Genomic DNA, 12,525 nt, shown 5'->3' on the forward strand with positions numbered 1-12,525 from the left:
TGATCGATCTTGGCGGCCAGCCGGACCAGTGATCGAATAGCCCCGCCATCGGCGCCCCAAGCAAAGATCGCCGCCCTTCCCCTTGATCGCGCGCGCCAAGGGGGCCATGTCTTTCCCATGCTTATCGAAACCGAAACCACGCCCAATCCGGCGACCCTCAAATTCATGCCTGGACAGCCGGTGATGACCGGCGGCACGCGCGATTTCGCCGCGCCCGAAGAGGCCGAAGCCTCGCCGCTGGCCGAAGCGCTGTTCAACCATGGCGATGTCACCGGCGTGTTTTTCGGCGGCGATTTCATCTCCGTAACCGCCGCCCCCGGCGTCGACTGGGCGGACCTGAAGCCCGACGTGCTGGCCGTGCTGCTCGATCATTTCGCGAGCGGCGCGCCGCTGTTCAAGCCGGGCAGTGCCGCCGAAATCGCGGTACCGGCCGAAACGATCGACGACGATCCCGAAGACGCCGAGATCGTGGCGCAGATACGCGAGCTGATCGATACGCGCGTTCGCCCCGCCGTCGCGCGCGACGGCGGCGATATCGTCTATCGCGGCTTCCAGCAGGGCAAGGTCTTCCTGCAGATGCAGGGCGCCTGTTCGGGCTGCCCGTCATCGACCGCCACCCTGAAACAGGGGATCGAGCAGCTGCTCAAACATTATGTTCCCGAAGTGACCGAAGTCCGCGCCGTCTGACGCTGCGAGCGCCCGAAAGGAATCCTCCCATGGCAAAGCCGATTTCCGCCGCAGCCCTCGACACGATTTTCCGCAACGCCCGGACCTACAACGGGTATCAGGACAAGCCGGTAACCGAAGAGCATATCCGGAAGATCTACGAGCTTCTCAAAATGGGGCCGACATCGGCCAACCAGCATCCCGGCCGCTTCGTCTGGTGCCTGAGCCAGGAAGCGAAGGACAAGCTCGCCGATTGCGCGGGCGGCGCCAATCCGCCGAAGATCAAGGCGGCGCCCGCCGCCGTCATCATCGGCATGGACCCCGATTTTCACGAACATCTGCCCTGGCTCTTCCCCCATGCCGACGCCAAGAGCTGGTTCGACGGCGATCCCGAGAACCGGATGGAGCATGCCTTTCGCAACTCTTCCTTGCAGGGCGCCTATTTCATCATCGCGGCGCGCGCCATCGGCCTCGATACGGGGCCGATGTCGGGCTTCGACGCCGCCAAGGTGAATGCCGAATTTTTCGCCGGCACCAACTACAAGGTGAATTTCATTTCGACGCTCGGCTATGGCGATCCGGAGACGATCTTCGATCGCTCGCCGCGCCCCGCATTCGAAAAATTCAACGTCGTCCTCTGACGACGCGCGGATGCTGCTCGCGATCGATACCGCGACCGACGCCTGCTCGGTAGCCCTGTTCGACGGCGAAACGCTGGTCGCCCGGGCCCATGAAATCACCGGCCGCGGCCATGCCGAACGGCTGGTGCCGATGATCGCCGCGCTGCCCGAAGGCGGGCGGGCGGATACGATCCTCGTCGATTGCGGGCCGGGCAGTTTCACCGGATTGCGGGTCGGCCTCGCCACGGCGCGCGCGCTCGGCCTCGGCTGGAGCGCCGAAGTCCATGGTTACTCTTCCCTTGCGCTGATGGCCGCAATGGCCTTTGCCAAAGCCGATACGCCCGATAGATTGGCGGTAACGATTCTCGGAGGGCATGGGGAAATGTTCGTCCAGCGCTTCACGACCGATCCGTTCGCGGAAATCGCGCCGCTCGCCTCGCTGACGCCCGAGGCGGCCGTTGCCGTGATCGACGAACCGCTGCTCCTCGGCAATGCCGCTGCGCAGCTCGCCGCGCTGGCCGGAAAAGGGGACGCGATCGACCTGCTACCCGACGCGGCCAAGGCGCCGCTCCTGCCGCATGCTTTCCGCAGCCTGCCCCCCCACCCCATCTATGGCCGCGCCCCCGATGCGCGCCCGTCGCAATGAGCCTGCTTGCCGGCAAACCCCGCCTGGTGGCGGATGTCGAGAGCGACGATCTCGATGCGATCATGACGGTGATGAGCGACGCCTTCGATCCGGAATTCGGCGAAGGCTGGTCGCGCGCGCAGTGCAACGGAATGCTGGGCAATCGCAGTTGCTGGATCGACGTGATGCGAGTCGAGGGCGAACCGGCCGGATTTACATTGTCGCGAATGATCGTCGACGAGGCCGAACTTTTGCTGATCGCCGTGCGATCCGAATATCGCGGCCAGGGAATCGGACGCGAATTGCTGCAACGTACCTGTATTGCCGCAGCATCGCGCGGCGCACGGCGGCTGCATCTTGAAGTTCGCGATGGTAACGACGCTGCGCTTCTGTATCGCAGCATGGGTTTCGAACAAATCGGCCTGCGCAAAAACTATTATCGCGGTCGCGGCGGAAATCTATTCGACGCGATTACATTGGCGCTCGATCTGCAATCTCGAAAAGCCTAGTATTATATCCAAAAGCTGTTGATTTATGTTCGATACGCTGACATGGCGCTTTCGAACCAAAATGGACCAAAGTGGTCGCCAGCCAGCAAGCAGGGAAATGCAATGACCGATACCGTGGATATGACAGAAACCTTGATTACGCTCACCGCCGATATTGTCTCGGCGCATGTGAGCAACAACAGCGTCGCGGTTTCCGATCTGCCGCTTATTATCCAGAGCGTCCACACCGCGCTCACGGCGCTCGAGGAAAATAACGCACCCGAAGAAAAGCCCGAACCGGCGGTATCTATCCGTTCCTCGATCAAGCCCGATTATATCGTCTGCCTGGAAGACGGGAAGAAGCTGAAGATGCTCAAGCGGCACCTGATGACGCATTATCAGATGACCCCCGACGACTATCGCCAGAAATGGGGCCTGCCCGCCGATTATCCGATGGTTTCGCCCAACTATGCCGAGCAACGCCGCAAACTGGCCAAGAAAATCGGCCTCGGCCGCAAGCCCGGAACCCGCGTTAAGCGCAAGTAGATTGCGCTTCACCGCGAAGACGGGAAACGGGCGGCCACGGCAACGGGCCGCCCGTCCCTTTTCAGCCCCCTCGTTATTCACTAAGCAGGCTTCATGAACCGCAAGATCGACATCGAAGCGCTATGCGCAGAGAAAGGCCTTCGTATCACCGAGCAGCGCCGGGTTATCGCCCGCGTGCTCTCCGAAGCCGAAGATCATCCCGATGTCGAATCGCTGCACGAACGCGCCTCGGCCATCGACAGCGGTATCTCGATCGCCACCGTCTATCGCACGGTACGCCTGTTCGAAGAGGCGGGAATCCTCGAACGCCACGATTTCGGCGATGGCCGCGCCCGCTATGAAGCCGCCGCCGAAGATCATCACGATCATCTGATCGACGTCGAGACCGGCAAGGTGATCGAGTTCGTCGACGAAGAGCTGGAAGAGCTCCAGCGGCGCATCGCCGAAAAGCTCGGCTATCGGCTCGTCGATCATCGGATGGAGCTTTACGGCGTGTCGCGCAGTCGCGACGGCTAGAAACGGCATATCGCGTTGCCGCGTTTCCTTTTCCGCTGCGCCTGGCTCGTCGGGCTCATTCTGGTCTGCGTACCCCTGCACCTGCTCTGGCGGCTGTTCCGCTTGCGCTCGCCCTGGCCCCGGCGTTTTCTCGGCTGGTGCGCGCGCGCCGCGGGCATGCGCGCGACGATCATCGGCGAGCGCGCGCCGGGCACGGTCCTGTTCGCCGCCAACCATCAAAGCTGGATGGACATCCTCCTCATCGGCGGCGCAACCGGCGCCTCGTTTGTCGCCAAGGAAAGCGTGCGCAAATGGCCGATCGCCGGCTGGCTCGCGACGATGGTCGGCACCATCTATATCGCCAATAGCGACCGCAAGGCCGCCGGCGCCCAGGCCGATCGCATCCGCCAGGCACTGGAGAGCGGCACGTCGGTCGCCTTCTTTCCCGAAGGCAAGCTCGACAACGCCACCCTCCTGCCCTTCCGCCCGGCATTGTTCGGCGCGGCGATCCCGCCGGTCGACCATGTCATGGTCCAGCCGATCGCGATCGATTATGGCGAGGATAGCCAAGACCTGATCTGGCCGAGCGGAACCCATGCCGGGAGCAACGCGAAAACGATCTTCGCGCGACCCGGCCTCGACGATGTCACCATCTATCTGCTCGATCCGATACCGATCGACGAACATTCCCACCGCCGCGACGTGAGCGCGGCCTGCGAAGACGCCATAGCCCAAGCCCTCGGCGCCTCGGTGAACCGCGAGGCGGCATGAGCGCCCAGGCCCCCGAAACCTATCCGCCGATAGGTTGGTTCGGGCCGGTTCGTTTCGCCATCCGCTTCTCGATGATGGTCGGGCTGCTGCTGCTCTGTGTGCCGCTCCATTACCTGTGGCGGCTGTTCGGTTATATCTCGCCCTGGCCGCCGCGTTTCCTCGCCGGCATTGCCTGGATCTGCAACGTTCGCGTGACGAAGGAAGGCGTGCGGCTGAAGGAGAACGTCTTCTACGTCTCCAACCATCTCAGCTGGCTCGATATCCCGATCGTCGGTGGTTACACCCATGCCGCCTTCGTGGCGCAGGACGGAATCGCCAAATGGCCGGTGATCGGCTGGCTCGCCTCGCTCAATCATACGATCTTCGTTTCCCGCGGCGACCGGCTGGGCGTTTCGGCGCAGATCGAGCAGCTAAAAGAGGCGCTGCACGACCACCAGCCGGTGACGATATTCCCCGAGGGCACGACCACCGACGGCACCAGCCTCCTGCCCTTCAAGCCGGCGCTGTTCGCGGTGCTGACCCCCCCGCCGCGGCCGATGATGGTGCAGCCGGTGCTGCTCGATTTCTACGGACGCGGCGCCGAATTCGCCTGGGTCGGGGAAGAGGGCGCACCGCATAATGCCTGGCGGGTGCTGTGCCGGCGCGACATGATCCCGGTACGGATCGTGTTCCTCGATCCCTTCGATCCGGTGCAATGCAACGACCGCAAGGAAATTGCGGCAACCGCCCGCGAGCAGATCCGCCGGGCGCTCTCCGCTTCTCTTGGCGGCAAGCCTGTCCTATAGGCGCGCGCCATGAGTCGAAGCACAAACAACCCTACCGGGCCCAAAAGCTATTTCGTCAAAAGCTTCGGCTGCCAGATGAACGTCTATGATGGCGAGCGGATGGCCGAACTTCTCGATGACGAGGGGCTGGCTGCCGTGGATAACGCGGAAGCGGCCGATCTCGTCATACTCAACACCTGCCATATCCGCGAGAAAGCGGCCGAGAAGGTCTATTCCGATATCGGCCGGCTGCGCCGCGACGATGGTTCGACGCCGATGATCGCCGTCGCCGGCTGCGTCGCCCAGGCCGAAGGCGCCGAAATCCCGCGCCGCGCCAGGGAAGTCGATATCGTTGTCGGCCCGCAGGCCTATCACAACCTGCCCGAACTGGTGGCCAAGGCCGCGAGGGGCGAAGACGCGCTCGATACCGACATGCCCGCGGCATCCAAATTCGGAAAGCTTCCCCAGCGCGCCAAGCAGGCGCCCAGCGCCTTCCTTACCGTGCAGGAAGGCTGCGACAAATTCTGCACCTATTGCGTCGTGCCCTATACGCGCGGCGCGGAGGTTTCGAGGCCTTGGGGCGCCGTACTCGACGAGGCCAACGCGCTGGCCGATGCGGGCGCGAAGGAAATCACCCTGCTCGGCCAGAACGTCAACGCCTGGCAGGCGGAAGACGAGAAGGGCCGCGAGCAGGGCCTGGACGGCCTGATCCACGCGCTCGACCGGATCGAGGGGCTCGAACGCATTCGCTATACGACCAGCCATCCCAACGACATGACGCAGGGGTTGATCGACGCGCATGGCGAAGTCGGAAAGCTGATGCCCTATCTGCACCTTCCCGTGCAGTCGGGATCGGACGCGATCCTGAAAGCCATGAACCGCTCGCACAGCGTCGAAAGCTATCTCGCGGTCATCGAACGGGTTCGCGAAGCACGACCCGATATAGCCATCTCCGGCGATTTCATCGTCGGGTTCCCCGGCGAGAGCGAGGCGGATTTCGAAGCGACGCTCGAGATCGTTCGCGCCACCCGCTACGCACAGGCCTTCTCGTTCAAATATAGCGCCCGGCCCGGAACGCCCGCCGCCGACATGGAAGACGTGTTCGTCGCGCCCGAAATCGCCGACGAACGGCTCCAGCGGCTGCAGGCGTTACTCAATGAACACCAGATCGCCTTCAACCAGGAAACGGTCGGCAAGCGGACGCGGCTGCTGCTAGAACGCGACGGCCGCAAGCCCGGCCAGCGCATCGGCAAATCGCCTTGGCTGCAATCGGTTCATCTTGAAACCGACGCACCGATCGGCGCGATAATCGACGTCGATATCGTGAGCGCCGGACCGAACAGCCTGGCCGGGACGCTTCCCGAAAGGGCTGCCGCCTGATGCCATCGCGACTTCCTGCGGCGGCAGGAACACAGTGCGCGCTTTTCGACATCTGTGAAGTTTTGAACTGGATTCCTGCAATGGCAGGAATACAAGGAGGCTGAATGCCGAGAAAAGCCGCCCAGAAACCCCGCGAATCTCGCTCCCGACTCGATCTCGAATTCGATCAGCCCCAGCTGCTCGGCGGACTGTTCGGCGAGTATGACCAGAATCTCGTCGCCATCGAAAACCGGCTCGGCGTCTATATCGCGGCGCGCGGCAACAAGCTGACCATCGAGGGCGAAGCCGACAATGCCGAACGCGCGCGCGACGTGCTGACAGGGCTCTACAACCGGCTTGCCCAGGGGCAGGAAATCGACGCCGGCGCCGTGGAGGCGGTGATCGCGATGTCGGCCGAACCGACGCTCGACGGCGTCGTCCGCAAGGATGTGTCCGAACCGCCCAAGGCAATGATCCGCACGCGCAAGAAAACCATCGTCCCGCGCTCGCTGACCCAGACCCATTATATGGAAGCGTTGGCCCGCGACGATGTGATCTTCGCGCTCGGCCCGGCGGGCACCGGCAAGACCTATCTCGCCGTCGCCCAGGCCGTGCACCAGCTGATCACCGGTTCGGTCGACCGGCTGATCCTCTCGCGCCCCGCCGTCGAGGCCGGCGAACGGCTCGGCTTCCTGCCCGGGGACATGCGCGAAAAGGTCGATCCCTATCTGCGCCCGCTCTACGACGCGCTCTACGACATGCTGCCTTCGGACCAGGTCGAGCGCCGTATTGCCTCCGGCGAGATCGAGATTGCACCGATCGCCTTCATGCGCGGCCGTACGCTTTCCGACGCCTTCGTGATCCTTGACGAGGCGCAGAACACCACGACCGCCCAGATGAAAATGTTCCTGACCCGGTTCGGCGAAAACAGCCGTATGGTCGTGTGCGGCGATCCGAAACAGGTCGATCTGCCCGGCGAAGGCGTATCGGGCCTCGCCGACGCGGTTTCGCGGCTGGAAGGGGTGGAAGGGATCGCGACGATCCGGTTCGGACGAGGCGACGTCGTCCGCCATCCCATCGTCGGCAGGATCGTCGAAGCCTATGAGGGGCCCGCATGATCGAAACCGCCGTCCAGATCGGCGCGCAATGGGATACGGATATCGACTGGGCAGCCCTGGCGCTCGCGGCCACGACCCAGGCCATTCGCCAGACGCCCCATGCCGGGCTGATCAGCGATCCGATGACCGTCGAAATCTCGGTGAAGTTCACCGACGATGAAGAGGTCCGGAAACTCAATGCCAGCTACCGCGCCAAGGACAAGCCGACCAACGTATTATCCTTCCCGATGGTGCAATCCGACATGATCGATGCGCTTGCCAACAGCGACGATGGCGAGGTGCTGCTCGGCGATATCGTCCTGGCCCATGGCGTCTGCGCGCGCGAGGCTGAAGACAAGGGCATTGCAGTGCGCGACCATGCCGCCCATCTGGTTGTCCATGGTGCCTTGCATTTGCTAGGATATGACCATGAAAAGGGGGAAGCCGAAGCCGAAGCAATGGAAGCGATGGAACGCACCGCGCTTGCCATCCTCGGTATCGCCGACCCCTACAAGCCCGCAATAGAGCCCGACGAGGTATAGCAATTCAACTCCATGTCCGAAGATTCGCGTAGCACCGCGCCCGCCGAAAATGGCGGTGGGCGCATCTGGAAAGGCCTTCGCAGCCTGATTTTCGGCGAAAATGGCGATGCCAGCCTGCGCGACGAGCTGGAAGCGGCGATCGACGAGCATGGCGAGGACGCTGTCGAGGACGGCGATCTTTCCGCCGTCGAACGGCAGATGCTCAAGCGCCTGCTGCATTTCGGCGAGACGACCGCCGACGATGTCTGCGTGCCGCGTGCCGATATTATCGCGGTCGAGGAAAAGGAAGATATCGATACGGTCGTGAAGATCTTTGCGGAGGCCGGGCATAGCCGGCTGCCCGTCTATCGCGAAAATCTCGATACCGTGATCGGCATGATCCATATCCGCGACATCTTCGCCGTGCTGGTTTCCGACGAACCGCGCCCGGCGACCATCGAGAGCTTCATTCGCGAGCCACTCTACGTGCCCGAATCGATGGGCGTGCTCGATCTTCTCGCCGAAATGCAGATGACGCGCACTCATATGGCGATCGTGCTCGACGAATATTCGGGCACCGAGGGCATCGTCACGATCGAGGATATCGTCGAGGAAATCGTCGGCGAGATCGAGGACGAGCATGACGAGGAAGCGACCGAGCTGCTCAAGAAGACGCCGGCCGGTTTCTGGGAAGCCGAAGCCCGGGCCGAGCTCGACGATGTCGCCGAGATCATCGACGAGCGGCTCGGCGAGATCGAGGAGGATGTCGACACGCTGGGCGGCCTCGCTTTCGTGCTCGCGGGCCGTGTGCCCGAAACCGGCGACCGGCTCGATCATCCCTCGGGCTGGCAGCTTGAGGTAACCGACAGTGACAGCAAGCGGGTGACGCGGCTAAGGCTCCACCCGCCCGTCGACGAACCCGATAAATAGGATCGCAGGACCATGAATCGCAGCCGCATAGTGATGGTGATCTTCGCACTTCTCGTGCTGGGCGTCGTGGTCTGGCTGATGATCCGGCCCCACGATGCGCGCCTGTCCGTCGAAGCGGTCACCGGCCAGACGCCGCAGATCAGTTCGCCGCGCGAAGAAACCATCCCGATGCTCAACGTCGCGGAAGCGGTCGGCTGGCCCGAAGAGGCGATGCCGACGCCGGCCGAAGGGCTCGCGGTCAACCTGTTCGCCGACGGGCTCGATCATCCGCGCTGGATGCTGACGCTTCCGAATGGCGATGTCCTCGTCGCCGAAACCAACGGCCAGCCGCCGAGCGAGGATTCGGGCGGCGGCATCACCGCCTGGATCGCGGGCCGGATGATGCGCCGCGCCGGCGCCGCCGTGCCCACCGCCGACCGGATCACGCTGCTCCGCGACGTCGATGGCGATGGCACCGCCGACCAGCGCTCGATCCTGCTCGATCGCGAGAATGGCTTGTTCTCGCCCTTCGGCATGGCGCTGTCGGAAGGCTATCTCTACGTCGCCAACACCAATGCGCTGGTGCGCTTCCCGTTCACCGTCGGCGAAACCCGGATCGAGGCCGGCGCCGAGACGATTATCGAACTGCCCTTTACCGAGCCCAATGGCCACTGGACGCGCAATGTCGTCGTGAGTCCCGAAGATCCCAACCTGCTCTATGTCTCGATCGGGTCGGCGACCAATATCGGCGAAAACGGCCGGGCTATCGAGGAAAACCGCGCCGCGGTGATCGAGGTGAATATCGAGGAGCGCCGGTTCCGCATCTATGCGGGCGGCCTGCGCAACCCGGTGGGGCTCGACTGGGAACCGGAGACCGGCAGGCTCTTCACCGTCGTCAACGAACGCGACATGCTTGGCGGCGATCTCGTTCCCGATTATCTCACCGAAGTCGCCTTCGGCGCCAATTATGGCTGGCCCGGTATCTATTGGGGCCGCTATATCGACGACCGCGTCGTGCCGATGGCGACCGCGCAGCAGACCCAATATACCCGCGTTCCCGATTACGCGCTGGGCCCGCACACCGCATCGCTCGGCCTCGAATTTTCCGAAAATACCCGGCTCGGTTCGCGCTTTTCAGGCGGCGCGTTCATCGGCCAGCACGGCTCGTGGAACCGGCGGCCGCGCTCGGGCTACAAGGTGGTGTTCGTCGGCTTTGAGAATGGCCGCCCCGCCGGCGCAATGACGGACGTTCTGACCGGCTTCCTCAACGCGGACGGTCAGGCCATGGGCCGCCCCGTCGGCGTGATGACCGATGCGACCGGCGCGCTGCTCGTCGCCGACGATGTCGGGAACCGGATCTGGCGCGTCAGCCGCGCGCGCTGAGCCTGTCGGGCGCTAGCCGGTCGCGAAGAGCTGGGCGGGATCGCGAAACGCCTTGAACTCGAGCGCGTTGCCGCTGGGATCCCTCAAGAACATCGTTGCCTGTTCGCCGGGCGTTCCTTCGAAGCGCACATGGGGCTCGATGACCCAGTCGATGTCCGCCGCTTCGAGCCGCGCCTGCAAGCGCCCGAACGCTTCCCAATCGAGCACCGCTCCGAAATGCGGCACGGGCACGTCATGCCCGTCCACCGGATTGCTGGCTTCGCTGGCGCCGCGCGCTTCGTCCAGATGGGCGACGATCTGGTGACCGAAAAAATCGAAATCGATCCAGCGCGTATCCGAACGCCCTTCGGGACAGCCCATGAGCCCGCCGTAAAAGGCCCGCGCTTCGGATAGATCGCGCACCGGAAATGCGAGGTGAAAAGGCGGCAGCGCAGACATCGCCTGGCCTTATGCCAGTCCGGATGAAGCGCGAACAGATTGAAATATCCCGGCGCGCGGGCGATAGGCCGAGGCCGATGAAACGGCTTGCTCTCGCTTTCCTCGCCGGCGCGATGTCGGCCACCGGCTTCGCCCCGCTCGGCCTGTGGCCGCTCACGCTTGCCGCGCTGGCGCTGCTGATGGCGCTGACCCTGAACGTCGCCCGGATGCGCAGCGCCTTTGCGACCGGATGGACGTTCGGTTTCGGCCATTTTCTGGTCGGGCTGAACTGGATCGCGCTCGCCTTTACCTTCCAATCGGCGATGCCGCCCTGGCTGGGCTGGCTCGGCGTCGTCATCGCGGCGCTTTATCTCGCGATCTTCCCGGCACTGGCAGCGATGCTGGCATGGCGGATCGGCAAGGGATCGCCGGCGATGTTCGTCTTCCTGTTCGCCGCCGCCTGGATCGTGACCGAATATCTGCGTGCGACCATCCTGTTCAGTTTCGGCTGGAACCCGCTTGCCGCGATCACCGTCGCGGATATCGGCAGCGGCGATTTTCAGACCGCGTTGCCTGCCGCCGCCCGCTGGATCGGCACCTATGGCGTCTCGGCGATCCTCGTGTTGCTTTCGGGCGCGTTGCTGCTGCTGTTCCGTTCGCGCTATTGGGCCGCGGCCTTCGCGGCGCTGATTCCGGCCATCGCCTTTTGCGTCGGTTTTGCCGATCTCCAGATTTCCGGCCAACGGCAATGGGTGCGCGATACGCCCACGGCCGAAAGCTATATCGATAGCGGTCCGGCGATCCGTATCGTCCAGCCCAATATCAATCAGAACGAGAAATGGGATCCGGAGCTGGCCGCGCTCAATTTTTCTCGTCTGGCCGAACATACGGGAGAGACGGGAGACCGGCCCCGCTTGATCTTCTGGCCCGAGGCCGCCGTGCCCGACTTTATCGAGGATGATCCCCTCGCCCGCTTTCGCATCGCGCAATTGCTGGGGCCGGACGACATCCTGCTGCTTGGCGCGTCCAAGCTGATCTGGGAAGATGGGGAGGATGGCCGCCGCCGCGCGGTCGGCGCGCGCAACAGCCTCTACGCCATGGATGCAACCGGCGAATTGCTCGGCCGGTACGACAAGGCCCATCTGGTGCCCTATGGCGAATATATCCCGATGCGCCCGCTGATGGAGATGATCGGCCTGTCGCGCCTCGCCCCCGGCGATCTCGATTTCTGGCCCGGCCCCGGCCCGCAAAGCTTCGATCTGCCGGGCTTCGGCACGGTAGGCGGGCAGATTTGCTACGAAATCGTCTTTTCGGGCGAAGTAGTAGATGCGGCCAATCGCCCGGATTTCCTCTTCAATCCCTCGAACGACGCCTGGTTCGGCGCCTGGGGCCCGCCCCAGCATCTGGCCCAGGCGCGGCTGCGCGCGATCGAGGAAGCGATGCCGATCGTCCGTTCGACCCCGACTGGGATATCGGCGGTGATCGACGCCCAGGGCGCGGTGACCCACTATATTCCCTATCACGAGGCCGGGAGAATCGACGCCGCGCTTCCCCGCGCCGGGGTGCCGACACTGTTCTCCCGCTTCGGAAATTTGCTGCCCCTGCTGTTCGCTTTCGCGCTCGCCGGATTGGCATTTGCACTCGGACGCCGCGCTCGCTATTGAACATAACGAATCCTTTATATGTGGAATCGGCAATTCAATCCCCGATCCACTTTTCATCTAGCGAGGAAGTCTGATCCCTATGCGCGAGAGTTATTTGTTTACATCGGAGAGTGTTTCGGAGGGTCATCCGGACAAGGTATCGGACCAGATATCGGATGCGGTGGTTGACCTGTTCCTGTCGAAGGATCCGGAGAGCCGTG

16 protein-coding genes are annotated in these 12,525 nt (G+C 63.5%); 15 read left to right on the forward strand and 1 reads right to left on the reverse strand.

Annotation, left to right across the window (positions count from 1 at the left end):
- Positions 1–117: 117 nt before the first annotated feature.
- The 13 genes from H6P80_RS14515 to H6P80_RS14575 all read left to right on the forward strand — a co-directional run bounded on the left by H6P80_RS14515 (position 118) and on the right by H6P80_RS14575 (position 10,244).
- Complete coding sequence (locus H6P80_RS14515; RefSeq protein ID WP_185802058.1) at positions 118–687, forward strand: NifU family protein; 570 nt, start codon at positions 118–120, stop codon at positions 685–687.
- 29 nt (positions 688–716) lie between these two features.
- Positions 717–1,307, forward strand: coding sequence for a malonic semialdehyde reductase (locus H6P80_RS14520; RefSeq protein WP_185802059.1), 591 nt, complete (start codon positions 717–719; stop codon positions 1,305–1,307).
- A gap of 10 nt (positions 1,308–1,317) precedes the next feature.
- Positions 1,318–1,932: a tRNA (adenosine(37)-N6)-threonylcarbamoyltransferase complex dimerization subunit type 1 TsaB gene (gene tsaB / locus H6P80_RS14525; protein WP_185802060.1), complete on the forward strand. Its 615-nt coding sequence runs from the start codon at positions 1,318–1,320 to the stop codon at positions 1,930–1,932.
- Positions 1,929–2,420, forward strand: coding sequence for a ribosomal protein S18-alanine N-acetyltransferase (gene rimI, locus H6P80_RS14530; RefSeq protein WP_185802061.1), 492 nt, complete (start codon positions 1,929–1,931; stop codon positions 2,418–2,420). Before tsaB ends, rimI begins: the two co-directional genes overlap by 4 nt.
- Positions 2,421–2,522: 102 nt before the next feature.
- Entirely contained in the window at positions 2,523–2,945 is a 423-nt protein-coding gene (locus H6P80_RS14535; protein ID WP_185802062.1) for a MucR family transcriptional regulator, read from the forward strand.
- A gap of 93 nt (positions 2,946–3,038) precedes the next feature.
- Positions 3,039–3,461: a Fur family transcriptional regulator gene (locus H6P80_RS14540; RefSeq protein WP_185802063.1), complete on the forward strand. Its 423-nt coding sequence runs from the start codon at positions 3,039–3,041 to the stop codon at positions 3,459–3,461.
- 15 nt (positions 3,462–3,476) lie between these two features.
- Positions 3,477–4,211, forward strand: coding sequence for a lysophospholipid acyltransferase family protein (locus H6P80_RS14545; RefSeq protein ID WP_185802064.1), 735 nt, complete (start codon positions 3,477–3,479; stop codon positions 4,209–4,211).
- Positions 4,208–4,996, forward strand: a complete 789-nt coding sequence (locus H6P80_RS14550) for a 1-acyl-sn-glycerol-3-phosphate acyltransferase (protein WP_185802065.1) — start codon at positions 4,208–4,210, stop codon at positions 4,994–4,996. The genes H6P80_RS14545 and H6P80_RS14550 overlap by 4 nt, the downstream gene beginning before the upstream one ends.
- Positions 4,997–5,005: 9 nt before the next feature.
- Entirely contained in the window at positions 5,006–6,355 is a 1,350-nt protein-coding gene (gene miaB, locus H6P80_RS14555; RefSeq protein ID WP_185802066.1) for a tRNA (N6-isopentenyl adenosine(37)-C2)-methylthiotransferase MiaB, read from the forward strand.
- A 104-nt stretch (positions 6,356–6,459) separates the two neighbouring features.
- The gene (locus H6P80_RS14560; RefSeq protein WP_185802067.1) at positions 6,460–7,452 is read left to right on the forward strand and encodes a PhoH family protein; all 993 of its coding nucleotides are present in this window, start codon (positions 6,460–6,462) and stop codon (positions 7,450–7,452) included.
- Positions 7,449–7,973 (forward strand): rRNA maturation RNase YbeY, encoded by a 525-nt coding sequence (gene ybeY / locus H6P80_RS14565; RefSeq protein ID WP_185802068.1) that lies wholly within the window; start codon positions 7,449–7,451, stop codon positions 7,971–7,973. The genes H6P80_RS14560 and ybeY overlap by 4 nt, the downstream gene beginning before the upstream one ends.
- A gap of 12 nt (positions 7,974–7,985) precedes the next feature.
- Positions 7,986–8,882 carry a hemolysin family protein gene (locus H6P80_RS14570; protein WP_185802069.1) on the forward strand — a complete coding sequence of 299 codons (897 nt, stop codon included), beginning with the start codon at positions 7,986–7,988 and terminating at the stop codon, positions 8,880–8,882.
- A 12-nt stretch (positions 8,883–8,894) separates the two neighbouring features.
- Positions 8,895–10,244, forward strand: a complete 1,350-nt coding sequence (locus H6P80_RS14575) for a PQQ-dependent sugar dehydrogenase (protein ID WP_185802070.1) — start codon at positions 8,895–8,897, stop codon at positions 10,242–10,244.
- Positions 10,245–10,256: 12 nt separating this feature from the next.
- Here the strand turns inward: H6P80_RS14575 and H6P80_RS14580 are convergent, their stop codons facing one another.
- Positions 10,257–10,682 carry a VOC family protein gene (locus H6P80_RS14580; RefSeq protein ID WP_185802071.1) on the reverse strand — a complete coding sequence of 142 codons (426 nt, stop codon included), beginning with the start codon at positions 10,680–10,682 and terminating at the stop codon, positions 10,257–10,259.
- A 77-nt stretch (positions 10,683–10,759) separates the two neighbouring features.
- Between H6P80_RS14580 and lnt the strand changes: the two genes are divergently transcribed.
- Positions 10,760–12,325 (forward strand): apolipoprotein N-acyltransferase, encoded by a 1,566-nt coding sequence (gene lnt, locus H6P80_RS14585; protein ID WP_185802072.1) that lies wholly within the window; start codon positions 10,760–10,762, stop codon positions 12,323–12,325.
- A gap of 79 nt (positions 12,326–12,404) precedes the next feature.
- On the forward strand, positions 12,405–12,525 hold a 121-nt coding region (locus H6P80_RS14590), incomplete at its 3' end, for an S-adenosylmethionine synthetase N-terminal domain-containing protein (RefSeq protein WP_185799313.1).

This window comes from Parasphingopyxis marina (assembly GCF_014237875.1).
In the GTDB taxonomy this organism is placed as follows: Bacteria; Pseudomonadota; Alphaproteobacteria; order Sphingomonadales; family Sphingomonadaceae; genus Parasphingopyxis; species Parasphingopyxis marina.